Raw genomic sequence first — 23,952 nt, 5'->3', positions numbered from 1 at the left:
TCACGCGCCGACCGTGGCGAGCCATTCACCGTAGAACAGCGCCACGCCCAGGCCGCACGCGATCGCGGTGAGCAGCCAGAAGCGGATGATCACCGTCGTTTCGGCCCAGCCGCTCAACTCGAAATGGTGGTGGAAAGGCGCCATCCGGAACACCCGGCGCCCGGTGGTCCGGAAGGTCAGGATCTGCAGCACCACCGAGACGACCTCGGCGACGAACAGCGAACCCAGCACCACCGCGAGCAACTCGGTGCGGCTGGCGACGGACAGCCCCGCGATGATGCCACCCAGCGCCAACGAACCGGTGTCGCCCATGAAGATCTTGGCGGGCGCGGCATTCCACCATAAAAAGCCGATGCACGCGCCCGCGGTCGCGGCGGCGACCAGGGCCAGGTCCAGCGGGTCGCGCACGTTGTAGCAGCCCAGGCCCGGCGCGGTGGCGCACGCGTTGCGGTACTGCCAGAAGGTGATCAACACGTAGGCACCGGTGACCATAGCCATGCAGCCCGCGGCCAGCCCGTCGAGACCGTCGGTGAAGTTGACGGCGTTGGACCAGGCGCTGACGACGAGCACGCAGAACAACACGAACAGCCCGGGAGCCAGTGTGACGGTGGCGATTTCACGCACGTACGACAGGTCCGCGCTGGCCGGCGTCAAGCCGTTGGCATTGTGGAATTGCAGGACCAGCACCCCGAACAGCACCGCGGCCAGGATCTGCCCGACCGTCTTGGCCGTCTTGTTCAGCCCCAGGTTGCGTGACCTGCGGATCTTGATCAGGTCGTCCAGGAAGCCGACGCCGCCCAGCACGGTCGCCAGGCCCAGCACCAGCAGACCCGACGCGGAGACCCCCTCGCCGTCGAAAGCCAGCCCGGCGAGGTGGGTGCCCAGGTAGCCGGCCCAGATACCCGCCACGATCGCCACGCCCCCCATCGACGGGGTGCCGCGTTTGGTGTGGTGGCTCGGCGGGCCGTCCTCACGAATCTGGTGACCGAATCCCTGCTTGGTGAACAGCCGGATCAGCGCCGGGGTCAGCAGAATCGACACGGTCAGGGCGATCGCGACGGCGACCAGAATCTGTCTCACGGGCGAGCCTCGCCCGCAGTGCCTGCTGGACCCGCAGTGGCCAGCGCCTCGGCCAGCGCACCGAGTCCGGCGGCGTTCGACGCCTTCACCAGCACCACGTCGTCGGGTTCCAGTTGGGCCCGCAGCAACTCCAGGGCGGCGTCGGCGTCGGCCACCTGCACGGCCTCGGCATCCCACGAGCCCTCCATGACCGCAGCGTGGTGCATGGCGGTTACCGACCTCCCAGTTCCCACGACAACAAGTCGAGACACATCTAAGCGCACCGCCAGCCGGCCGATGCCATCGTGCTCGGTTATCGCGTCCTCACCCAGCTCCGCCATCTCGCCCAGCACCGCCCAGCTGCGCCGTGGTGTCTGGCCGCCGCGCGCGATCTGAGCCAGCGCCTGCAGTCCCGCCCGCATCGAGTCGGGGTTGGCGTTGTAGGCGTCGTCGATGACGGTCACCCCGTCGGCGCGGGTGGTCACCTGCATGCGGTGCCGCGACACCGGGCCGGCCGCGGCCAGCGATGTGGCGATCTGCTCGGCACTCGCGCCGCACTGCAGCGCGACCGCGCTGGCGCACAGCGCGTTGGTGACCTGGTGTTCGCCGTATACGCCGAGTTGCACCTCGACCTCCAGAGCGCCGCGCGCGTCCATCGCGTGCAGGGTAAAGCGCGGCCTGGCCAATTCGTCCAGCGACACGCCCTCGGCCCAGACGTCGCTGGGGCCCGAATCGGTGTGGCTGTCCCGGCTGACCCGAACCACCCATCCCGAGCTGACGTGCGCCATCGCCGCCACGGACGCGTCGTCGACGTTGAGGATGACCACCCCGGACGACGGAACAGCTTGTGGCAGTTCTGATTTGGTGCGTGCAATCGCCTCTCGCGAGCCGAACTCACCAAGGTGCGCGGTGCCCACGTTGAGCACCACGCCGATCGCGGGCGGGGCGATCTGCGCCAGCGCCGCGATATTGCCCGGATGGCGTGCCGACATCTCCAAAACCAGGTAGTCGGTGTGCCGCGTCGCGCGCAGCACCGTCCAGGGATGACCCAGCTCGTTGTTGAACGATCCCGGCGGGGCGACCACCTCGCCGAGTGGTTCGAGCACCGCGGCCACCAGGTCCTTGGTCGACGTCTTCCCCGACGAGCCGGTGATCCCGATGATGGTCAGCCCGCCGGCCACCAGCTCCTCGGCCACCACCTTCGCCAGTTTGGCCAGCGCGTTCAGCACCGCCGCACCCGAGCCGTCGGGGTCGTGCTCGAGCACCCCGGCCCGCGATCCGGAAGCACCTTCGGGCGTGACGACGATGGCGGGTACCCCGACCGGCCGCGCGGCCAGCACCGCCACCGCACCGGCCTCGGCCGCCGAGGCCGCGTGGTCGTGTCCGTCCGAGCGCGCGCCCGGCAACGCCAGGAACAGCCCGCCGGGGCCGACGGCCCGGGAGTCGAATTCGACTGTCCCCGTGACGCGGAGCTCGGCGGCGTCCTGCGGCGAGATGTCGGCCAGGGTGCCGCCGACGATCTCGGCGATCTGCGCGACGGTCAGGTCGATCATCGGCGTGCCTTGAGGTCATCCAGAGCGGCGGCCAGCTCCACCCGGTCGTCGAACGGGCGGACCACATCGCCGGTGCGCTGCCCGGTTTCGTGGCCCTTGCCGGCGATCAGCACCACGTCGCCGGGACCGGCCCAGTCGACGGCATGCCTGATCGCCTCGCGCCGGTCGCCGATCTCGACCAGCTGCGCCGTGGACCCGGCTTCGGCTGCGCCTGCCATGATCTCGCGGCGGATCGCCGCGGGGTCCTCGCTGCGCGGGTTGTCGTCGGTGACGACGACCACGTCGGCCAGCTCGGCGGCGACGGCGCCCATCGGCCGCCGCTTGCCCGGGTCGCGGTCGCCGCCGGCGCCGAATACCACCGCCAGCCGCCGACCCGGCTGCAGCAGGGTGGTCAACACCGCGCGCAATGCGCCGGGCTTGTGCGCGTAGTCGACGAGGGCGAGGAAATCCTGGCCGCGGTCGATTTCTTCCAACCGGCCCGGAACACGGGTGTCGCGCAGCCCGGCTGCCGCCTGCTCCGGGGAGACGCCAACGGCGTCGAGAATCGCCAGTGCCACAAGGCAATTCGCGATGTTGTAGGCACCCGTCAGCCGAATGCCGATCCGGTGTCGCCCCCCGGCGGGGTCCACGGCGGTGAACTCTTGCCCGGCCCCCAGCCCGGACCCGAGCGGCCCGATGTCGGTCGCGCGCCAGTGCGCCGGTTGGCCGGTGGCGCTGACCGTGATCGGGTCCGTGGCCCGGTCGGCCATCGCGCGCCCGGCGTCGTCGTCGACGCACACCACGGCCTTATCCGCGCGCAGCGGCGAGGCCGGGTCGAACAGCAGCGCTTTGGCGTCGAAGTAGTCGGCCATGGTGGGGTGAAAGTCCAGGTGGTCGCGGGACAGGTTGGTGAATCCGCCTACGGCGAAACGGGTTCCGTCGACGCGACCCAGCGTCAGCGCGTGACTGGACACCTCCATCACGACGGTGTCCACCCCACGCTCGGCCATCGCGGCCAGCATCGCTTGCAGCGCCGGGGCCTCGGGAGTGGTCAGGGCGCTGGGGATGTCGGCGCCGTCGATGCGGATGCCGATCGTGCCGATCAGCCCCGCGGTGTGGCCGCCGGCGCGCAGACCCGACTCGACCAGATAGGTGGTGGTGGTTTTTCCGGAGGTGCCGGTGATGCCGATCACCGTCACGCGGTCGGACGGGTTTCCGTACACCGTGGCCGCCAGCCCGCCGAGCACGCCGCGCGGCGCGGGGTGCACCAGAGTCGGCACGGCGGGGGCGCCGATCTCGGCAACCCCGGCGGCATCGGTGAGCACCGCAACGGCGCCACGCCCGATCGCGTCGCCGGCGTAGCGGGCGCCGTGCGTCGCCGAACCGGGCAGTCCGGCAAACAGGTCACCGGGCAACACGTCCTGGGCACGCAACGTCACGCCGGTGATCGGCACGTCCGGAACGGCGCCGCCATCGGCCAGCACCGCGCCCACCTGAGCCGCCAGCGCCGGCAGTCGCACACCCGCACCCCGGCGGGGGCGCAGCTCAGTGGACTCCTGCACTTCCGGTCACACCTCCCTGGGACGCCGCGCGATCGCCATGATCAGCCATGACACCCTATCGAGACGCACCCGGGCCGGAGGCACGCACGCGCTGCACAGGCGCGTTACGTCAAGGCTGCGATTTGGGCGTCCGCACGCCCAGCAGGGGCAAAAAGATGGTGTCGACGATCTCTTCGATGGCATCGTCGCGCAGCGGTTGCAGCGTCGTCAGGATTTCGTGACGCCACAGGTCCGCGGGTAGACGTCCGATACGTTCGGTCACGCGTTCGCGCTCGATCTCGCCGCGATCGACGGCGCGCTGGATGGCCTGCTCCATCGCGGTGTCCCGGCCACCCTGGACGTAGGCACTGAGATCGGCCAGGCTGGTGCCGGTTTCGCGGTAGAGGCTACCGAGCTGGATGAACACCTGGGCGGCCAATCCGATCCTGACCTTGTTGGCCTGCTGCAGCAGGCCGATCACGTCGCCACGCAGGCTCCCGGTGTCGGGGGCGACCACCACATCTTTGCCCGCCGCGTGGGCCAAGGTGGCCAGCACCAGCTCCTGCTTGCTGGACCACCGCCGGTACAGGACCGCACGACTGGTGCCGGCCCGCGCGGCCGCGGCGTCGATGGTGAAGTCGTCGTAGCCGCGTTCGGTCAGCTCCTCCCACGCGGCGGCCAGCAGCGCCTCTTCCAATGCCCGCCCGCGCCGACGCTGCGGCGCAACACCGCGGTTAAGAGACATTGCGTTTCCTAACGCTGAGACCTATGTTTCTAGGATACAGACCGTATCTTAAATTTGGGAGGAGCTATTCCGATGCGCATTCTCGTCTCCGGCGGCGGTGTCGCGGGTCTCAGCGTGGGGATCGATCTCGGTGCCGACGGCCACGATGTGACCATCGTCGAACGCGCCGACCATCTGCGGGTCAACGGCTCGCCCATCGACATTCGCGGTGACTCGATCGCCGTGGCCGACAAGATGGGCGTGCTGGGCCAGATCCGCGACCGCCGCATCGACATGACCGAACGCGTGCAGTTCGTCGACGCATCCGGTGCCGTGGTCGCCGAAATGCCCGAAGACTTCGGTGACTCCCCCGACGACATCGAGATCCCCCGCGAAGACCTCACCAACATCCTGCACAACCACCTCGGGCCATCCGTCGAGCTGCGGTTCGGCGAGTCCGTCGCGGCGATCGACGACGACGATCGCGGCGTCGACGTCCGCTTCAACTCGGGTGGCGCCGACCGCTACGACCTGCTCGTGGGAGCCGACGGCATGCATTCGGCCGCCCGGCGGCTCACGTTCGGGCCCGAGCAACAGTTTCTGCACCACCTCGGGTTCTACACCGCACTGGCCGACCTGCCCGATTACGTTCCATCCGGGCGCATCAACCCGATGTACAACTTCCCCGATCACCTGGCCGGCATCGCCGCCTATGCCGATAAAGCGTTGGCGGTCTTGCTGTTTCGGTCGCCCTGGATCGAGTACGACTACCACGACCTCACCGCGCAGAAGCGCATTCTCACCGCCGCCTTCGCCGGCCACCACGAGTGGCGGGTCCCCGAACTGGTCGACGCCGCCCAGCGCGATCCGGAGCTCTACTTCGACTCGGTGAGCCAGATTCACATGCCCAACTGGCACCGCGGCCGCGTCGTCCTCGTCGGCGACGCCGCGCACTGCGCCTCACCGCTTTCCGGCCGCGGCACCGCGCTGGCCCTGACCGGCGCATGGTTTCTCGCCCAGGCCCTGCGTGACCATCCCGGCGACATCCCCGCGGCATTCCAGCAATACGAGCACGAGCAGCGGCCCCACGCGGTCCGCTCCCAGGCGACGGCGGCGCCCGGCGGTGACCGCCTGGTGCCGGCCACGCAGGAACAGATCGACGCGCGCAACCGCGGCTTGCGCCCGGCTTGACCCTCCCGTGGGGGGAGAGCAGACGGTTGTCGCTGTCAGTCATTCGAAATCGACAACGATCTAGGAGAGCATCATGACTACACAGCCGGCGCTAGACCCGGTGATCGCCTCGCATATCGCAGCGATCAACAGCTTCGACGTGGACGCCATTATGGAAACCTTCGCCGACGATGCCCTCGTCAATGACGATGCGCGGGAGTTCTGGGGACGCCAGCGCATCCGGGCTTTCGTGGCCAAAGAGTTGACCGGCGCCCACGTCACAGTGGAGCCCGTGGAGGCGGTCGACAATGCCGGCATGTGGTGCGTGCGGTGCCGCTACGAAGGTGACTACGACAAAACGGGGCTACCCGACCCGCTGATCATGACCAACTACATCAGGGTCCGCGACGGCAAGATCGCTACTTTGTTCATCGTGAATAACACCGCGCCCCAGTACTGACGTCATGACCGGAACCGTCAGCGTCGGACGCTTCGCCACGATGACCCACCTGAGTGTCAAGACGCTCCGGCACTACCACCAGGTCGGACTGCTGGAACCGGCCGAGGTCGACCCGCACACCGGCTATCGGTATTACGCCCTGGAACAACTCCCGACCGCGCAGCTGATTCGTCGGCTGCGCGATCTGCAAATGCCCGTCGCCGACGTCCGCGCCGTCATCGCCGCGCGCGCCACAAGCGAGCGCGACTCCTTGATCGCCGCTCACATCGATCGGCTCGAGGCCGAGCTCGTCAAGACGCAGGCCGCCGTGCATTCGCTGCGCACCTTGCTCGACAGCGCGCCCGGCCCAGACCCGGTGCGTCGGCGGGCCGAATCAAGTTACCCAGCGCTGGCCATCACCGCCGACATCCGCGACCCTTCGGATATCGAAAGCTGGTGGCGCGACGCCCTTTACGAATTGCGTGCCGCGGTCGATGAGAACCGCATCCACGTCACCGGGCCGGCCGGCGGCCTTTATGACGAATGCCTGTTTCAGCACGAACCCGGCGAAGCCATCGTCTACCTCCCAGTCACCACACCGCGCGAACTGGGCAAGATCAAACCCCTGGTTATCCCCGCGGCCGAGGTGGCGGTGACCACGCATCACGGATCGCACGACGATATCGACCTGGCCTATGCGCAGTTGGGTTCCTACATCGCCGAGCACGAACTCACCGTCGGCTGGCAACTACGCGAGTACTACCACCGAGACCACAGCCACAGCACCGACGCCACCGAATGGCGCACCGAAATCGCCTGGCCGATCATCGACGCGCCGGGAAAACACCCGTCACGCTGAGCAGACGAGCGTCTGGTGTCATGTCGCCGCGGCTAGGTCGCCTGCAGGAGCAGCGGCGGCCCCGGGTCGGGTGACAGCGGGACGTTCTCCCGCTGCATCAGCCAGCCGGCGATGTTGTGGAACAGCGGGGCCGCCGAGTGGCCGGGCGTTCCGTCCGCGTTGCGCTCCGGGTTGTCCATCATGATCCCGATCACGTAGCGCGGGTTGTCGACCGTGGCCATCCCGGCGAAGGTGATCCAGTACACGTTGTCGAAGTAGCAGCCGCAGCCCGGGTTGATTTGCTGAGCGGTACCGGTCTTGCCGGCCATCTGGTAGCCGGGCACCGCGGCCGCGGGTCCGGTGCCCTGCTGGTAACCCATCGGGTCGTGTTGCACGACAGCGCGCAGCATCTGCCGCACGGTCTGCGCGGTCTGCGGCGAAACCACCCGAACACCTTCCGGGCGCGCTTCTTCGGTCCGGGTGCCGTCGGAAGCGATGGTGGCCTTGATGATTCGCGGCGGTATCCGCACCCCGTCGTTGGCGATCGTCTGGTACATGTCCGTCATCTGCAGCAGGGTCATCGAAAGACCTTGGCCGATAGGCAGGTTGGAGAACGTGCTGCCCGACCACTGGTCGATCGGCGGCACCAGCCCGGCGCTCTCACCGGGCAGTCCGACGTTGGTGCGCTGCCCCAGCCCGAACTTGCGGACCATGTCGTAATAGCGTTCCGGGCCAACACGTTGGGCCAGCATCAGCGTTCCGACGTTGGACGACTTCCCGAACACGCCGGTGGTGGTGTACGGCATCACGCCGTGGTCCCACGCGTCGTGGATGTTGACACCGCCCATGTTGATGGAGCCCGGGACCTGGAGCACCTCGTCGGGATTCGACAGGCCGTATTCGATGACCGAGGAAGCGGTGACGATCTTGTTCACCGAGCCCGGCTCGAACGGCGAGGAGACCGAGAGGTTGCCCAGTTGCCGGTCTCCCTGACGTCCGATGTCCTGGGACGGGTCGAAGGTGTTGTCGTTGGCCATGGCCAGCACATCACCGGTCTTGGCATCCAGGACGACGGCCGAAACATTGTGCGCCCCAGACATATTCTTGGCCTGCTGGACCTGCTGCTGCACGTAGAACTGGATGTCGTCGTCGATGGTGAGCTGGACGGTCGAGCCGTTGACCGCCTTGTGCCGGTTGCGGTAGCTGCCCGGAATGACCACGCCGTCCGAGCCGCGGTCGTAGGTGACCGAACCGTCGGTTCCGGACAGCACGGAGTCCATGCTGTCCTCGAGTCCGAGCAGGCCGTGACCGTCCCAGTCGATACCGCCGACGATGTTGGCCGCCAGCGATCCGCCCGGATATTGGCGCAGATCCTGCCGCTCGGAGCCGACCTCGGGGTACTTGTCCGAGATCGCGCTGGCGACGGCCGGGTCGACGGCACGCGCCAAATAGGTGAAATTGTCCTCGGTTTGCAGCTTCTTCAGCACCGTCGCGTAGTCCGGCCTGTTGTTCAGCCGGCTGGAAACCTCTTTGGCGATATCCCGCAGCCGAGCCTGCGGATCGGGAGCGGCCGGGTTCTTCTTCTTGGCCTCTTCCAATTGCTGGCGGATCCTCTTCGGCTGAAACGTCAGGGCACGCGACTCGATGGTGAACGCCAGCTGCTGGTTGTTGCGGTCAACGATGCTGCCGCGGACGGCTTTCGAGACGTCGGTGACCTTGAGCTGGCCGGCGGCCTGAGCCCGCAGCTTCGGCGCGTTGGTCACCTGCAGGACGAACAGCTGTGCGGCTGCCACCAGCGTCAGCGCCAAGATCACCAGGTTGCCGGCGCGATGCCGGAAGACGAACGAGGCGCCGCGGGTGCCCGCCTCGACGGCCTGCCGGGTGCGCCGTTCGCGTGCCGAATGACCAAGCGCGGCATCCCCGGATTTCTTGGCCTTGCGGAATCCCTTGGTTTCCTCCGCATCTCGGCCCTTTTGCGCTTTCTCCGGCTTGCGTGTGCGGCTCGGTTGCCGGACGTCCTTGGCTCCCTGCGGTTTCCGCGGGCCGCGCGTCGGTCGCGACCGCCGTGTCCGGCCGTCCTCGCCGCGACTCACCGGGCGGGCCCTGGCAACGCGGCGCCCGGCGGCGCGAACTGCGCGCCGTTATTCGGTGCGAACCCCGGTGCGGCCTGCGGCCCCGGCAGGCCCGGCAGGACCGGGACACCGCCCTGCGGCGCGCGCTGCACGGGAACCGGCACTTCGGCAGGCAGCGGCGCAGGCGCCGGTACCGTAAGCGGCAGTCCGCCAACCGGTATCGGCACTTCGGCGGGCACCGGAGCGGCCGCTGGGCCGACCGGCGCGGGCAGCCCCGGCATCGGCAGGCCCGGCGTGGGCAGCCCCTGGGCCGGCAGCGCTTGTGCCGGAAGTCCTTGCGTCGTAAGTCCTTGCGTGGGAAGTCCTTGTGTCGGCAGTCCTTGTGCCGGCAACCCCGGCGTCGGCAGCATACCGGGGAATTGCCCGCTAATCGGGCCACCGGGCGCACCCGGCGCGCCGGGCACCAGCGGCGCGGCCGGCGGCAGATGCTGGCCACCCACCGTCGTCGAGCCGTCCGGAGCGCGCAGCAGCGCTTCGGGCCCGCCGAGCCTGCCCGGCACCAGAGCAGCACCGGGATCCGGCTGCACGCGAACCGAGACTTCCGGCGGCACCGCCGCCGGTTTCGCGGGCAGCTGCGCGCCTTCGTCGGGCAGCTTGGTGTTCAGCGGCGGCGGCGGGACGCCGTCAGCGGGCTTGGGTGTGCCGACCACCACCCAGCTGCCGGACGGATCCTGGACCAGGTGAGCGGTGTCGCGCGTCGGGATCATGCCCTGCTTGCGGGCCGCCTCGGCCAGCGCCGGTGCGGCCTCGGCCTCGCGCACATCGCGTTCCAGCGCCTCCTTCTGCTGCTGCAGCATCCGGGTCTTCTCGCGAGCGTGGCTCAACTGATAGGAGCGTTCGGCGGAATCGGTGGACAGCCACAGCGTCAGCGCCAGCCCGAGCCCGAGTGCACCGATGATCAGCACCACGAACGGAACCTTGGCCAGCAGTGTTTGCGGCCGCAGGTCGATCGCGGACAGCCGGATCGCTAGCCGCTCGGCGAGGCGGGGCCGAATAACCTTGGGCGCCTTAGCCTTCCGCGCCTTGGCGCGCGCCCTGGCTTGCCCACTACTTTTGGGACGACCCGGCCGCTCGACCGGCCGGGCATTGGGGCTGGTTTGCGGGCCGGATTTGGATGCCCGCGCCTCGCGCGCCGTCGAACCCTGCGCAGGCCGAGTCCGCCGCGCCGTCGAGTCCACCGCGTTGCGCCTGGTCTTACGGGCAGCAACGTCACGCCCACCGCGACGGTCGCCGCGGCGTTTCGGCGTCTCGCGCTTGGCCTTCGCTCTCATGAGTCGCCCTTCTTGGTCACCCGGTGCTGTGGTTGTCCCTCGTGTTCCAGCCGTTGCAAGGCCCGTAGTCGCACGGCGGCACTGCGAGGGTTGCGTTCGATTTCTTCGGCGTCGGCGCGTTCGGCACCGCGGGTCAGCGAACGGAATCGCGGGCCGCGGCCGGGCAGCTCGAACGGGAGGTCCACCGGCGTGCGGGAGGCGACCGCGTCGGCGAACTCGCGTTTGACGATCCGGTCTTCCAGCGACTGGTAGGCCATCACCACGATGCGTCCGGCGACGGTGAGCGCGTCCAGTGCGGCCGGAATGGCCCTGCGCAGCGTGTCCAGCTCGTCGTTGACCGCGATCCGCAGCGCCTGGAAGGTGCGCTTGGCCGGATGCCCGCCGGTGCGCCGCGCCGCAGCCGGAATCGCCTGGTACAGCAGGGCGACCAGCTCGGCCGTCGAGCGCAGCGGGGTGCGGGCTCGCTGCCGGACGATGTGGGTGGCGATCCGGCGCGCGAACCGCTCCTCGCCGTAGCGGTGCAGGATGTTGGCCAGCTCGGCCTCGTCGTAGGTGTTGACGATGTCGGCCGCCGTCAGCGGCGACGACGGATCCATCCGCATGTCCAGCGGCGCGTCCTGGGCATACGCGAAGCCCCGCTCGGCGCGGTCGAGTTGCATCGAGGAGACGCCCAGATCGAACAACACCCCGTCGATCGATTCGGTTGCAGCATAACCGGATTCGGACAGGGCCTCGTCGATGCCGTCATAGCGCGTGTGCACCAGCGTGACCCGGTCGGCGAACGGCGCCAGCCGGGCGCCGGCGATGTCCAGGGCGCTGGGATCACGGTCGAGCCCGATCAAACGCAGGCCCGGAAGTTCGGTCAGGAATCGTTCGGCGTGCCCGCCCGCGCCAAGCGTCGCATCGACGAGCACCGCGCCGGATCCATCGGGGTGGTGGCGGGTCAACGCCGGGGTGAGCAGTTCGACGCAGCGCTCCAGCAACACAGGTACATGCCCGAAGTCGTTCGGCCCGAGATCATTTGGCTTGTCGGCCACCGCAACACCTCCCCGGGTCCAGAGGATCACGTCAGAATGAGGAACGGCCCTGAGGAAGGCCGCCCCTGCACCGGGGTCCCTGTCCGAAGTTACGAACCTGGCGTTGGGGAAGTACGCCAGGGTCGGTTCGGGCAGAGGCCACGATGCACGGGCATGCGCCTCAGATGATGTCACCGAGTGCTTCATCGCTGGCAGCGGAGAAGTTCTCTTCGTGCGTTTGCTGGTAGTCCTGCCAGGCCTGGGCATCCCAGATCTCCAGGTAGTCGACCGCCCCGATCACCACGCAGTCCTTGGACAGGTTCGCGTAGCGGCGGTGGTCGGCCGACAAGGTGATGCGGCCCTGGGCATCGGGATGCTGCTCGTCGGTGCCGGCGGCCAGATTGCGCAGGAACGCCCTGGCTTCCGGGTTGCTTCGAGATGTCTTGCTCGCCCGGCGGGCCAGCTCCTCGAATTCCGCCCGCGGGTAGACGGCGAGGCTGTGATCTTGGCTCTTGGTGACCATCAACCCCCCTGCCAGCGCGTCGCGGAACTTGGCGGGCAACGTCAGTCGCCCCTTGTCGTCGAGCTTGGGCGTGTAGGTGCCGAGAAACACCTGCTCACCTCCTGCGGAGACCGGCTCGCGCCGCGCCCTAACACTTCAGCCACCATACCCCACAGTCCCCCACTTTGCCCCATAAAACGGGTGCCGTCGGAGTGTTTCGCTAATCATTTGCCACACCACACCGCGCGGCGGCCGCAAACCGCCGTCGCGGGGCCCGCATGCAGCGTTGGGAAATCGCATTTCAGGACCCCAAAGTCGGTCGGTGGGGCGAAGTGGGGCGCCCGGGTGGGGCGGAGTGGGGCTCGGATTGGCCTCGATTGGGACTCGAATCCGGCTCCAGCCCAAAAACTAAGGGGCAGCCGTGTCGGCTACCCCTTAAGGTCGTGCGTTGTTAACTGGTTCGGCTACTCGTCGAAGCGCCGGCGGAAGCGATCTTCCATGCGGCTGGTGAACGAGCCCCCGCCACCCTTGTTGCGACGTTGGCGAGAGCCCTGCACCGGCCCGGACTGGTTGGGGCGGCTCGACATCCGCGGACCGGTGATGGCGAACACCACACCACCGAACATCACAATGAAGCCCACGACGCTGAGAATCGGGAAGCTGCCAATCATCGTGGCCTTGAACGCCACGCCGGAAACCAGCATCGCCAGACCGATAACGAAGAGAGCCGCACCCTGCAGACGGCGTCGCGCGGTCGGTGCGCGGAACCCCCCACCACGTACGCTCGAAGCGAACTTGGGATCCTCGGCGTAGAGCGCGCTCTCGATCTGATCGAGCATCCGCTGCTCATGATCGGAGAGTGGCATGCGTCCCTCCTTGCCGACAGTCTGACACGTAACTACCGATAGCACGCGGATGCCCATTGTAAAGGCAACTAAGTCAAATGATACGAGGTCAATCTGACCCGTACCACTGGTTCGACCGCGATTCTATCTCCGTTGCTTCCCGACGATCATCGGACCGCAACGGCGATGCGTTACAACACCCTTGCCGAAACGCGCGGAGTCGTCGGTTGGTTGCCGCCACCGCCCGTCAGCCGATCGGCCTCGGACCCGATAATGGCGATACGGGCACGGGGCCGATGCCCCGCCTGACGGAGTAGACGCATGAGGCCCGATCACTGCGACGAGGAGGACAGCGCGAGTTGGCGATATTCCTCATCGATCTGCCGCCGAGCGATATGGAGCGCCGTCTCAGCGACGCGCTGGGGGTCTACGTCGACGCGATGCGGTACCCGCGCGGCACCGAGAACCAACGCGCCGCCATGTGGCTCGAACACATCCGCCGACATGGGTGGCAGGCGGCCGCCGCGGTCGAGGCGGACGCGCCGGCGGGCGGCGATGTGCCGCCGGCGTCGGAACTCTGCGATGCGCCGTTGCTCGGGGTCGCCTATGGCTACCCGGGAGCACCCGGACAATGGTGGCAGCAACAGGTTGTCTTGGGGATGCAACGCGGCGGCCTGCCGGCCCAGGAGATCGCGCAGCTGATGAACAGCTATTTCGAGCTGACCGAACTGCACATTCATCCGCACGCCCAGGGCCGCGGCATCGGCGAGGCACTGGCCCGCCGGCTGCTCGCCGGCCGCTGCGAGCGCAACGTCCTGCTCTCGACGCCGGAAACCAACGGCGAGGCCAATCGCGCCTGGCGGTTGTATCGGCGGCTGGGCTTCAACGACATCATCCGGCGCTACCACTTCGCCGGTGACCCACGGGCATTCGCGATCCTGGGCCGCCCGCTGCCGCTCTAACACGTGGCCACACCGGCGCCCGACCGACTCGCAAACCGACGACGCGGGCAACCGAGACAGCGAATCTGGCACGATGACCTGGTGCGCGCCAGCTCTCCCCCACGCCGAACCCGAGCAACCACTCGCGTGCTGGCCATCGCCATGCTGATGCTGCTGGTGCCCCTGGCGACCGGATGCCTGCGGGCCCGGGCCTCGCTGACCATCTCGCCCGACGACCTGGTGTCCGGGGAGATCATCGCGGCCGCCAAGCCGAAAACTCCCAAGGACACCGGTCCGCAGCTCGACAGCAACAACTTGCCGTTCAGCCAGAAGGTCGCGGTGTCGAACTATGACAGCGACGGCTACGTGGGGTCGCAGGCGGTGTTCTCCGATTTGACGTTCGGCGAGCTGCCGCAGCTGGCCAACATGAATTCCGACGCCGCCGGCGTGAACGTCTCGCTGCGCCGCAACGGCAACGTGGTGATCCTGGAAGGCCGCGCGGACCTGACGTCGCTGACCGATCCGGACGCCGACGTCGAGCTGACGGTCGCCTTTCCCGGCGTCGTGACGTCGACCAACGGTGACCGCGTCGATCCCGATGCGGTGTCGTGGAAGCTCAAGCCGGGCGTGGTGAGCACGATGACCGCCCAGGCCCGCTACACCGATCCGAACACCCGGTCCTTCACCGGCGCGGGGGTATGGCTGGGTATCGCGTCGTTCGCGGCGGCGGGTGTGGTCGCGCTACTGGCCTGGATGAGCCGGGATCGCTCCGAGCGGTTCACCACACCGGGCAATCAGCCGCCGAGCTAAACGCGCTGGGCAGGCGACCAGTAGTCGATCATCTCGGCGAACGTCGCAAACGCCGGGCCGGACAGCCCGTACGTCGCCTCGAGGTGGATGCTCAGCGGAAAGCCCAGCTCGGCGACGCCGTCCACCACCCGCTTGTACAGGTCAAGCATCAGCTGGCGCTTCCGGGGAGGTTCGCAGCCGGACAGCTCCTCGACGAACTCCTGCTCGGCGGCCACCGCGGCGTTGCCCGGGTCCTGAATGAGCCAGTTGATCAGGCCGGTCTTGCTCTCCATCTTCGGTACGAAGCCGAACGACAGCAGGATCTCGGGCCGATGGTCGGTGGTCTTGGCGAAGTCGGTCAGAAAGCCCACGATCGCGTCGGAATACAGCAACTGGGTCATGCCATAGGTGGCGCCCTGGTCGCATTTGAAGTTGAACCGGCCGTGTTCACCCTCGCGGGTGGGGATCAGAATCACTCCGCGATTAACCACCAGGTCGCGATAGATCGACAGGGCGTCGGTCGGCGCGACGCCGGAGCCCTCGCCGTCGTTCATTGTGCGCGGGACGCCTACGAACACCACGCCTTCCATGCCCGCATCGGTCAGCTCGTTGAGCCGTCCACGCAGCGTCGACTCGTCCATGAACGCGGTGACCTGTGTGCACAGACCGCTGATCCCGGGCAATTCGGGCTTGATGACGGACCAGAAGTCCAGCACGTCGAACTTGGGCTTCATAGCGATGGGTCGGTCGTCGTCCTCGGCGATGATGCCGGGAATCATCACGTGGCGGATGCGGCCGGCGAGGCCGGATTCCGCGGAGTACTGCAATACCTTGCGCGCCTCGTCAAGCGCCCGCTCCCGACCCTCGTCCACATTCGGCGGCACCAGCTCGAGCGCGACGGTGTTGAGCGTCACGCGGCTCCTCTCCCTCGGACGAATGGCACCTCGCCAGCATAGGGGCGCGAAGTTACCGCCCAGCTTGGCGGGGGACCACGTGGAAATGGCAACCGCTGTGACGCCGAATACACTGGTCGGGCCCAGAGAACAGCGAGCAGAAAGGGGCGTCGCGCTGAGCCTGAAGTCCGCAGGAGCAGCGGCAACCGTCGAATTGACCGGCGCGATTGCCGAGCAACTTCGCCAGTACTTGCATGCGCGGCGTGGCGAGACCGCTTACATCGGTGGCGACTACGCCACGTTGATCTCCGCCCTCGAAGACTTTGTGCTCAACGGGGGCAAACGGCTGCGGCCCGCCTTCGCCTATTGGGGGTGGCGCGCGGTGGCCGACGCGGAGCCCGATCCGCAAGTGCTGCTGCTGTTTTCCGCGCTGGAGCTGCTGCACGCCTGCGCGCTGGTGCACGACGACGTCATCGACGACTCCTCGACGCGACGCGGCAAGCCGACGGTGCACGTCCGGTTCGCGGCGCTGCACCGCGACCGCAAGTGGCGGGGCTCCGCGGACCGCTTCGGGATTTCGGCGGCCATTCTGCTCGGCGACCTGGCCCTGGCCTGGGCCGACGACATCGTGTTCGGCGCGGACCTGCCCCCCGACACGCAGCGACGAGTCCAGCGCGTCTGGGCCGACATCCGCACCGAAGTGCTGAGCGGGCAATACCTCGACATCGTCGCCGAGGCCAGCGCCGCCGAGTCGATCGCGTCGGCGATGAACGTCGACACGTTCAAGACCGCCTGCTACACGGTGACGCGACCGTTGCAGCTCGGCGCGGCGGCCGCCGCCGACCGCCCGGATGTGCAAGCCGTGTTTCAGCAGTTCGGGACCGACCTCGGCGTGGCGTTCCAACTTCGTGACGACGTGCTGGGCGTGTTCGGGGATCCGGTGGTGACGGGCAAGCCGTCCGGTGACGATTTACGCTCCGGCAAGCGCACCGTGCTGCTGGCCGAGGCTTTGGAGTTGGCGGATAAGTCAAATCCCTTGGCGGCCAACCTCTTACGGACCTCGATCGGTGTGCCGTTGACCGATGCGCAAGTAGCCGAGCTGCGCGACGTCATCGAGTCGGTGGGCGCGTTGGCCGCGGCCGAGCAACGCATTGCCACGTTGACCCAGCGAGCGCTGGCCGCGCTCGCCGCCGCACCCATCAGCGCGCCGGCCAAGGCCGGACTCGCAGAACTGGCCAGGGTGGCCACCGACAGGTCCGCCTGAGTCGATGAACGCGTCGATCGAAACCGGCCTGCCGACAGCGAAACGATCTGTTGGCCAGCGATTTTCGGAGCTAAAGGCGTTCGCCGCCGCGCCGCAGGCCCGCCCCGCGAAGTTGGGCTTCCTGGGTTCGGTGCTGATCACCGCCGGCGGCCTGGGGGCGGGAAGCACCAAGCCGCACGACCCCTTGCTGGAGTCGATCGACATGTCCTGGCTGCGTTTTGGCCACGGGCTGGTGCTGTCGTCGATTCTGTTGTGGACGGGCGTCGCGCTGATGCTGATCGCGTGGCTGGGGCTGGGCCGCCGCGTCATTGCCGGTGAAACCACCGAGTTCATGATGCGCGCCACCACCGGCTTTTGGTTGGCGCCGCTGCTGCTGTCGGTGCCGGTGTTCAGCCGCGACACGTATTCCTATCTGGCCCAGGGCGCGCTGCTGCGCGACGGCTTCGACCCCTACGCGGTCGGCCCGGTGGCGAACCCGAATGTGTTGCTGGACAACGTAAGCCCCATTTGGACGATCACCACCGCGCCATATGGTCCGGTGTTCATTCTCATCGCCAAGCTCGTCACGGTGCTGGTCGGCAATCATGTGATCGCCGGGACCATGCTGCTGCGGTTGTGCATGCTGCCCGGGCTGGCGCTGTTGATCTGGGCCGCTCCCCGACTGGCCCACCACATCGGCACCAGCGGCGCGACCGCGTTGTGGATCTGTGTGCTCAACCCGCTGGTGCTGATCCACCTGATGGGCGGGGTGCACAACGAGATGCTGATGGTGGGTCTGATGACCGCCGGGATCGCACTGACCTTCGCACGCCGCCATGCCCTGGGCATCACCCTGGTGACGATCGCGGTCGCGGTCAAAGCCACCGCCGCACTCGCGTTGCCGTTTCTGGTCTGGGTGTGGATGCGCCATCTGCGTGACCAGCGCGGATGGCGGCCGTTGCGGGCATTCGCGGCGGCCACCGCGATGGGCCTGCTGATCTTCGTCGCGGTGTTCGGCGTCTTGTCCGTGGCGGCCGGCGTCGGCCTGGGGTGGCTGACCGCGCTGGCCGGATCGGTGAAGATCATCAACTGGCTGACCGTGCCGACCGCGGCCGCGAACGTCATCCACTGGGTATTCAACGGCTTTGTCCCCGTTAACTTCTACGCCACGCTGCGGATCACCCGCTTGATCGGCATCGCGATCATCGCGGTGTCACTGCCGCTGTTGTGGTGGCGGTACCGGCGCGACGATCGGGGCGCGCTGACCGGCTTGGCGTGGTCGATGCTGATCGTGGTGCTGTTCGTGCCGGCCGCCCTGCCGTGGTACTACTCCTGGCCGCTGGCGGTGGCTTCGCCGCTGGCCCAGTCGCGACGGGCGATCGCCGTGATCGGCGGGCTCTCGACCTGGGCCATGGTGATCTTCAAGCCCGATGGATCGCACGGCATGTATTCCTGGCTGCACTTTTCGATGGCCACCGTGGCCGCGCTGATCGCCTGGCGGGTGCTGTACCGGACCCCGGAAGCGCGGGCCGAGCAGACCGAAGAACCGCTCGCCGCTTAGTACGCCATGGCCTGGGCCCGGCGTACCACCTCGCGGGCCTGGTGGGCGTGCAACGCGTCGACCGGACGAGCGTTGTTGAGCGCATCACGGCTACCGTCGCGCGTCACCGTCAGCGACGCATCGGGGGTGAACAGCCAGCGCACGATCTCGGTTTCGTGATAGCCGCCGTCGTGCAGGATGGTCAGCAACCCCGGCAGACTTTTGACGACCTCACCGGTATTGGTGAAGAAGACCTGCGGTATCACCACACCCCCGGCGCGACGCACCGCAAGTAGGTGACCCTCTCGCAGCTGCTGCTGCACCTTGCTCACCGGCACGCCGAGCAACTCGGCGACCCGGGGCAGGTCGTAGGTTGGCTCGTCGGGATCCAAAACATCGTCGCCGGCCGGAATACTGCCCACGGCGCAAGTGTAGGCGGTGGTAGCCGGGTGCGGAGGCGCGTTGAGCGGATGTTCTCCTCGCCAATCGCCGACCCGCACCTACGATGGCCCGGTGACCAGACCCGGCACCGGCGACCCGTTGGACAGCACGTTGCTGGATGGCCGCTACCTGGTCCAGGGCAAGATCGCCAGCGGCGGCACTTCGACGGTGTACCGCGGCCTCGATCTCCGGCTCGACCGCCCGGTCGCATTGAAGGTGATGGATTCGCGCTATGCCGGCGACAGCCAGTTCCTGACCCGCTTTCAGCTCGAGGCCCGCACGGTGGCCCGGCTGAAGCACCCGGGGCTGGTCGCCGTCTACGACCAGGGCATGGACGCGCGGCACCCGTTTCTGGTGATGGAGCTCATCGAGGGCGGCACCCTGCGTGAGCTGCTGGCCGAACGCGGCCCGATGCCGCCCCATGCCGTGGTCGCGGTGCTGCGCCCGCTGCTGGGTGGCCTGGCCGCCGCACATCGTGCCGGGCTGGTGCATCGCGACGTCAAACCCGAGAACGTGCTGATCTCCGATGACGGCGACGTCAAAATCGCCGATTTCGGGTTGGTGCGTGCGGTTGCGGCCGCCGGAATCACCTCGACCAGTGTCATTTTGGGCACCGCGGCCTATCTGTCGCCCGAGCAGGTGCGCGACGGCAACGCCGGCCCGCGCAGCGACGTCTACTCCGCCGGGATCCTCACCTACGAGCTGCTCACCGGCGTAGCACCGTTCACCGGCGACTCCCCGCTGTCGGTCGCCTACCAGCGCCTGGACCACGACGTGCCGCGTCCCGGCGGCGTGATCGAGGGTGTGCCCAGCCAATTCGACGATTTCGTGGCGTGCGCGACGGCCCGCGATCCCGCCGAGCGGTACGCCGACGCGATCGAGATGCTCGCCGACGTGGAGGCGATCGCCGAGGAGCTGAACCTGCCCGACTTCCGGGTGCCGGCGCCGAGCAACTCGGCCCAGCACCGGTCGGCGGCGCTGCACCACAGCCGGATCAGTGAGCGGCGGCCCGCGGCGCCGCCACCGCCGGCCCGGCCTCCGGTGCATCAGCCCACCCGTGAGTTGACGCGCGACCCCGGCGACTGGCCGGAGCCCGAACCGAACGCCCAGGCCGGCCCCGAACCCGACGAGGAATTCGAATACCAGCCTGACTCAGGCGAATTCGCCGGTATCGCGATCAGCGAATTCGCCCTCGCGCGTCAACAAAGCCGGCGCATGGTGCTGATCTGGGTGGCGCTGGTGCTGGCGCTGGCCGGCCTGGCCGCGACGGCGGGCTGGACGATCGGCAGTAATCTGACCGGCCTGCTGTAACGGACCGGCGACTCCGCCAGCCGCCAGATCCCTTTTCAATACTGGTTGAAATGATATGGTTCGCCCGTGCCGTCACCTGGGAAAACGATAAAGCGGCGGGGCAGACGCCAAGGCGAGCCGGTATCGCGCGACGCGGTCCTGCGCGCGGCAAAGCGGCAGTTCGCTATGCACGGCTATGACAAGACGCCGCTGCGGGCGATTGCCGATGATGCGCGAGTAGATCCGTCGATGATCCTCTATCTCTTCGGCTCGAAGGCGGCACTGTTTCGCGAATCGATGAAGTTGGTGCTGCCGTCCGAGTTGCTGACAACAGCGCTCGCCGAGAAGGACGATGACTTGGGCTGCCGCATCGTGCGGGCCTACCTCGGGATCTGGGAGCACCCCGATACGGCAGCAAGCATGACCTCGATGGTGCAGTCGGCGACGTCGAACAGCGATGCCAAGGACGCGTTTCGCGGTTTCGTGCATGACTACCTCCTCGCGGCGGTATCCAGCGTTCTGGGTGGCGGGGAGGAAGCGCGACTACGCGCGATGCTGGCCGCGACCAACCTCGTCGGCATCGCGATGCTGCGGTACATCATGGGTGTGCCGCCGCTGTCGTCGCTCACGGTCGACGAGGTGGTCAGGTTGGTGGGGCCGGCAGTGCACCGGTTCCTGACTGCCCCCGCCGAGGAGTTGGGGCTGGACCTGCCGTCGCAATAACCCTGCAAGACAACGAAATAGCCTCGGCTACACCGCGGTCGCCTCGATGACGCTGAGCGGCGACACGGTGTCGACGACGCGGTTCAACCGAAAACCGGCTTGGTCGAACAACTCGCCATACTCGTCCGCGGTGCGTTCGCGCGCGCCCGCGACGACCAGCATCTCGAGGTCCACCCACTTGCCGTGGAAGTCGCGGTCGTGGTCGGGAATGACGAACTCGCACAACAATAGTCGCGCGCCGGTGCGGGCTGCGGTGCGGATGTTCGTCAGGATGCGGACCGCGTCTTCCTCGGGCCAGTCGTGGATGACGTTCTTGAGCACATACGCGTCGCCGCCCTCCGGGGCGGAATCGAAGAACGAGCCCTCCTCGATCCGGACGCGGTCGTCGACCGCGTACTTGCGCAACAACTCCGGTGCGCCCGCCACGACCTCAGGAAGATCGAACAGCACGCCGCGCGAATTCGGAGCCGTGTCCAGGATCGCCGCCAACAGCCGACCGTGTCCCCCACCGACATCGACGATCGTGCCGAACGCACTGAAGTCGTAGGCCGCGGTCAGGGGCACGGTCGCGAACTCGGACACACTGGTCATGGCGGAGTTGAAAATCCCACCCAGCTCCGCCTCGTCAGCCAGATACTCGAAGGCTGGTTTGCCACGAAGCTGTGGAACCACCGGATCCCCGGTCCGGATCGCGTCGGTCAGGTGGCTCCAGTGCTCGCGATGCTGTGGCGACCCGACCCATCGCGCCAACCCGGCCATTGACACGGGCGCGTCGGTGCGCAGCGTGTCCGCGAGCGGGGTGAGTGCGTAGCGCCCGTCGCTGCGCTGGCGGAAAATCCCGATGCCGATCAACGCGCGCATGAGTCGCCGCAGCGCGTCGGGGTCGGCACCGACCCGGTCTGCCAACTGATCGCCGGACAGCGGGCCGTTTTCCAGAGCGTCCGCCACGCCAAGATCCGCAGCTGTCGCGATCGCCTGAGCCACCCAGGCATTCAGGATCAATTCCATCATCACCGCCGGGGGCGGAGCGAAGCGTTGGCGCAGCCGCGACAGGTGCTGGCGGGCCCGCTCAACGGCGCGCGCGACCTTCGCCGGCGGAACCTTAGACGTCAAGAACTTGCTCAATAACCGCTCCCGCCGCATGACCGATCGACCTGTCCGAATTGGAACTATGCCCGCAAACTTACAATATTTCAATTGTCATTGAATTAATTCTTTGCGTCAGCTACTGTGCTGACAGGGGGCCGGATGAACGGAGTCGTCATGTCACGTCTAGCCACGAAGGTCGTCGTTGCGGCGATCCTCGCCTTCACCGCCGTCGCCGCGACCGGATGCGTTCCCGCGGCCAGCGTGGAACCACCCCTCGGGGTAGCCGCGGGTTAGGCGCTGCATCGCGCCGAAATCCTAAGCGGCACTTCGCTTGTCGGCAACATCGCGTCGGTCAACGATCCCGGGCGCCAGCCAGTCCGCCATCAGCACCGGCGAAACCTGCTTCCTGGCAACAGTTCTGGGATGCCCGTCCGGGCGGCGGCGTTGTTAACCGGCACCGGAAACGGTTTGAGCCCATTCCAACAGCTCATCCGCGTTGAGCTGAGGCTGAATTCCCGCGGTACCCGCCAGGCCTGGTGCAGCCAGCCCGCCTAACGGGGCCGCCAACGTGCTCGACGAGCCGGGGATCGGGGTCACCGAAGCGACGGCGACGGAGCCGAAGACATTCGTGATGGACGCGCCGGCGGGGCCGGCGATCGCGGTGGCGGTGTTCCCGAGTGTTTGGATGGCGACCTGTTCCGCGCCGACAACCGGGAGTGTGGCGGAGCCATTGACGAGGGTGACCAGAACCTCTTGGAAGGATCCAGGGGTGAGGATGACGGGGCTGGAGTCGGCGGTGACGTCGACGCCGCCAGGGATCAGCACACCACCCTCGGAACAGTCGATGAGTGTGTGAATTGTGCTGCCGGGGTTGACAATTACGCTGCCAAAGCTGATGAGGTTGGTGCCGGGCCCTGTGATCGTGATCGAGCCGCTGTTGACGTACATGCCCGTGTCGGTGCCGATGTCGATGGCGCCGCCCGGCGCGACGGTCACAGTTTGACCCGGAGCGACGGGCCCGACGGTGTCGGCGCTGAGGTTTTGCATCGCGGCATTGGCCGAGGACAGCTGCTGTGTGGCGCTGGTGGCGTTGTCGGTGGCCTGCGCCACCATCTGAGCCTGGGCGTTCTGCCCTGTCGAGTTGGTGGTCTGCGGCGGCTCGTCAAAGGGGGTCAGGGTGCTGGCGGGCTCGCACGCGGCGGCATAGCCATACATCGCAGTGGCGTCCTGCAGCCACATCTGCATGTATTCGGCTTCAGTGGCCGCGATCGCCGGCGTGTTCTGCCCAAAGAAATTGGTTGCGATCAGCGCGATTAACTGCGCCCGGTTGGTCGCGATCACCGGCGGGGGCACCGTCATCGCGAACGCCGTCTCATAGGCCGCGGCCGCTGCGTATGCCTGGACGCCGGTCTGCGCGGCCTGCGCAGCGGCAGTAGACAGCCACTCCAAATATGGTGTGGCCGCGGCCATCATCAACAGCGAGGAAGGGCCGGACCATGCGTGGCCGGTCAATCCGGCCAGCTCGGCGGCGTAGCCGCTGGCGGTGGACTCCAGCTGGGCGGCCAACGCGTCCCAACCCGCGGCGGCCGCCAGCATCGGCCCCGACCCGGGGCCGACATACATCAGGCCGGAGTTGACCTCTGGAGGTAGCAACGCAAAGTCCATGTCGTCAGTCCTCTCCGCGGACGGCGGTGGTTATTTCAACCACCATTTAATATTTTTTCAACAGCGAGAGAATAGCGCCGACGGTGTTCAGACACCAGCAAATCGACGTAAACGCTCCGTGACAGCACGCGCCGGCAGAAGGGCACCAGGCCACGACCCGGCTTCGCGCCCGTTTGGCGGACCGGCGTCACCACCGCATGACTCCCCCGGGCCAAGCCGCGGATGCGAGGTCACGCTCGCGACACGTTTCTTAAAGTTTCCTCAAGACT

The 23,952-nt window shown here is 67.6% G+C and carries 22 protein-coding genes; 9 read left to right on the top strand and 13 right to left on the bottom strand.

What is annotated here, in order from left to right; genetic code table 11:
* The 4 genes from mraY to LMQ14_RS11145 all read right to left on the bottom strand — a co-directional run bounded on the left by mraY (window position 1) and on the right by LMQ14_RS11145 (window position 4,877).
* Window positions 1-1,080, bottom strand: coding sequence for a phospho-N-acetylmuramoyl-pentapeptide-transferase (gene mraY / locus LMQ14_RS11160; RefSeq protein ID WP_267734793.1), 1,080 nt, complete (start codon window positions 1,078-1,080; stop codon window positions 1-3).
* A complete protein-coding gene (locus LMQ14_RS11155) occupies window positions 1,077-2,612 on the bottom strand; it encodes a UDP-N-acetylmuramoyl-tripeptide--D-alanyl-D-alanine ligase (protein WP_267734792.1) in 1,536 nt (511 codons plus the stop codon). The genes mraY and LMQ14_RS11155 overlap by 4 nt, the downstream gene beginning before the upstream one ends.
* A complete protein-coding gene (locus LMQ14_RS11150; RefSeq protein WP_267734791.1) occupies window positions 2,609-4,153 on the bottom strand; it encodes a UDP-N-acetylmuramoyl-L-alanyl-D-glutamate--2,6-diaminopimelate ligase in 1,545 nt (514 codons plus the stop codon). Before LMQ14_RS11150 ends, LMQ14_RS11155 begins: the two co-directional genes overlap by 4 nt.
* 109 nt (window positions 4,154-4,262) lie before the next feature.
* Window positions 4,263-4,877, bottom strand: a complete 615-nt coding sequence (locus LMQ14_RS11145) for a TetR/AcrR family transcriptional regulator (protein WP_267734790.1) — start codon at window positions 4,875-4,877, stop codon at window positions 4,263-4,265.
* A gap of 72 nt (window positions 4,878-4,949) precedes the next feature.
* On the opposite strand from LMQ14_RS11145, the gene LMQ14_RS11140 reads away from it, so the two are divergent.
* The 3 genes from LMQ14_RS11140 (at window position 4,950) to LMQ14_RS11130 (ending at window position 7,324) form a co-directional block, all read left to right on the top strand.
* Entirely contained in the window at window positions 4,950-6,047 is a 1,098-nt protein-coding gene (locus LMQ14_RS11140; RefSeq protein ID WP_267734789.1) for an FAD-dependent monooxygenase, read from the top strand.
* 73 nt (window positions 6,048-6,120) lie between these two features.
* Window positions 6,121-6,486 carry a nuclear transport factor 2 family protein gene (locus LMQ14_RS11135; protein WP_267734788.1) on the top strand — a complete coding sequence of 122 codons (366 nt, stop codon included), beginning with the start codon at window positions 6,121-6,123 and terminating at the stop codon, window positions 6,484-6,486.
* Window positions 6,487-6,490: 4 nt separating this feature from the next.
* Window positions 6,491-7,324: a MerR family transcriptional regulator gene (locus tag LMQ14_RS11130; protein WP_267734787.1), complete on the top strand. Its 834-nt coding sequence runs from the start codon at window positions 6,491-6,493 to the stop codon at window positions 7,322-7,324.
* 32 nt (window positions 7,325-7,356) lie between these two features.
* Here the strand turns inward: LMQ14_RS11130 and LMQ14_RS11125 are convergent, their stop codons facing one another.
* The 5 genes from LMQ14_RS11125 to LMQ14_RS11105 all read right to left on the bottom strand — a co-directional run bounded on the left by LMQ14_RS11125 (window position 7,357) and on the right by LMQ14_RS11105 (window position 13,090).
* Window positions 7,357-9,396: a peptidoglycan D,D-transpeptidase FtsI family protein gene (locus LMQ14_RS11125; RefSeq protein ID WP_267734786.1), complete on the bottom strand. Its 2,040-nt coding sequence runs from the start codon at window positions 9,394-9,396 to the stop codon at window positions 7,357-7,359.
* A complete protein-coding gene (locus tag LMQ14_RS11120; RefSeq protein WP_267734785.1) occupies window positions 9,393-10,706 on the bottom strand; it encodes a hypothetical protein in 1,314 nt (437 codons plus the stop codon). Before LMQ14_RS11120 ends, LMQ14_RS11125 begins: the two co-directional genes overlap by 4 nt.
* A complete protein-coding gene (rsmH, locus tag LMQ14_RS11115; protein WP_267734784.1) occupies window positions 10,703-11,929 on the bottom strand; it encodes a 16S rRNA (cytosine(1402)-N(4))-methyltransferase RsmH in 1,227 nt (408 codons plus the stop codon). Before rsmH ends, LMQ14_RS11120 begins: the two co-directional genes overlap by 4 nt.
* The gene (gene mraZ, locus LMQ14_RS11110; RefSeq protein ID WP_267734783.1) at window positions 11,904-12,335 is read right to left on the bottom strand and encodes a division/cell wall cluster transcriptional repressor MraZ; all 432 of its coding nucleotides are present in this window, start codon (window positions 12,333-12,335) and stop codon (window positions 11,904-11,906) included. Before mraZ ends, rsmH begins: the two co-directional genes overlap by 26 nt.
* A gap of 353 nt (window positions 12,336-12,688) precedes the next feature.
* On the bottom strand, window positions 12,689-13,090 hold the full coding sequence (locus LMQ14_RS11105; protein WP_267734782.1) for a DUF3040 domain-containing protein: 402 nt from the start codon (window positions 13,088-13,090) through the stop codon (window positions 12,689-12,691).
* Window positions 13,091-13,428: 338 nt separating this feature from the next.
* On the opposite strand from LMQ14_RS11105, the gene LMQ14_RS11100 reads away from it, so the two are divergent.
* Both LMQ14_RS11100 and LMQ14_RS11095 read left to right on the top strand, forming a co-directional pair.
* Complete coding sequence (locus tag LMQ14_RS11100) at window positions 13,429-14,031, top strand: GNAT family N-acetyltransferase (protein WP_267734781.1); 603 nt, start codon at window positions 13,429-13,431, stop codon at window positions 14,029-14,031.
* Window positions 14,032-14,172: 141 nt separating this feature from the next.
* On the top strand, window positions 14,173-14,820 hold the full coding sequence (locus LMQ14_RS11095) for an LppM family (lipo)protein (RefSeq protein WP_267735450.1): 648 nt from the start codon (window positions 14,173-14,175) through the stop codon (window positions 14,818-14,820).
* Here LMQ14_RS11095 and LMQ14_RS11090 read toward each other — a convergent pair.
* Window positions 14,817-15,713: a mycobacterial-type methylenetetrahydrofolate reductase gene (locus tag LMQ14_RS11090; protein ID WP_267734780.1), complete on the bottom strand. Its 897-nt coding sequence runs from the start codon at window positions 15,711-15,713 to the stop codon at window positions 14,817-14,819. The two genes, LMQ14_RS11095 and LMQ14_RS11090, sit on opposite strands and share 4 nt — an antisense overlap.
* Window positions 15,714-15,906: 193 nt before the next feature.
* Here LMQ14_RS11090 and idsA2 point away from each other — a divergent pair, with 193 nt between their 5' ends.
* Window positions 15,907-16,956, top strand: coding sequence for a bifunctional (2E,6E)-farnesyl/geranyl diphosphate synthase (gene idsA2 / locus LMQ14_RS11085; protein WP_267735449.1), 1,050 nt, complete (start codon window positions 15,907-15,909; stop codon window positions 16,954-16,956).
* A gap of 4 nt (window positions 16,957-16,960) precedes the next feature.
* Window positions 16,961-18,496: an alpha-(1->6)-mannopyranosyltransferase A gene (locus LMQ14_RS11080; protein WP_267734779.1), complete on the top strand. Its 1,536-nt coding sequence runs from the start codon at window positions 16,961-16,963 to the stop codon at window positions 18,494-18,496.
* Here the strand turns inward: LMQ14_RS11080 and LMQ14_RS11075 are convergent.
* Window positions 18,493-18,897 carry an Rv2175c family DNA-binding protein gene (locus LMQ14_RS11075; protein ID WP_267734778.1) on the bottom strand — a complete coding sequence of 135 codons (405 nt, stop codon included), beginning with the start codon at window positions 18,895-18,897 and terminating at the stop codon, window positions 18,493-18,495. The two genes, LMQ14_RS11080 and LMQ14_RS11075, sit on opposite strands and share 4 nt — an antisense overlap.
* A gap of 91 nt (window positions 18,898-18,988) precedes the next feature.
* Between LMQ14_RS11075 and LMQ14_RS11070 the strand changes: the two genes are divergently transcribed.
* Window positions 18,989-20,227, top strand: coding sequence for a protein kinase domain-containing protein (locus LMQ14_RS11070; protein ID WP_267734777.1), 1,239 nt, complete (start codon window positions 18,989-18,991; stop codon window positions 20,225-20,227).
* A gap of 66 nt (window positions 20,228-20,293) precedes the next feature.
* Window positions 20,294-20,929 carry a TetR family transcriptional regulator gene (locus tag LMQ14_RS11065; protein ID WP_267734776.1) on the top strand — a complete coding sequence of 212 codons (636 nt, stop codon included), beginning with the start codon at window positions 20,294-20,296 and terminating at the stop codon, window positions 20,927-20,929.
* Between the two features lie 27 nt (window positions 20,930-20,956).
* Here the strand turns inward: LMQ14_RS11065 and LMQ14_RS11060 are convergent, their stop codons facing one another.
* Both LMQ14_RS11060 and LMQ14_RS28160 read right to left on the bottom strand, forming a co-directional pair.
* On the bottom strand, window positions 20,957-22,072 hold the full coding sequence (locus LMQ14_RS11060) for a methyltransferase (protein WP_420714634.1): 1,116 nt from the start codon (window positions 22,070-22,072) through the stop codon (window positions 20,957-20,959).
* A gap of 393 nt (window positions 22,073-22,465) precedes the next feature.
* A complete protein-coding gene (locus LMQ14_RS28160; protein ID WP_324291115.1) occupies window positions 22,466-23,683 on the bottom strand; it encodes a PPE family protein in 1,218 nt (405 codons plus the stop codon).
* Window positions 23,684-23,952: the final 269 nt, after the last annotated feature.

This window comes from Mycobacterium sp. Aquia_213, assembly GCF_026625985.1.
GTDB lineage: Bacteria > Actinomycetota > Actinomycetes > Mycobacteriales > Mycobacteriaceae > Mycobacterium.
Note: the sequence above shows the minus strand (reverse complement) of the source record. Positions and strands in the feature narration are given on the sequence as shown.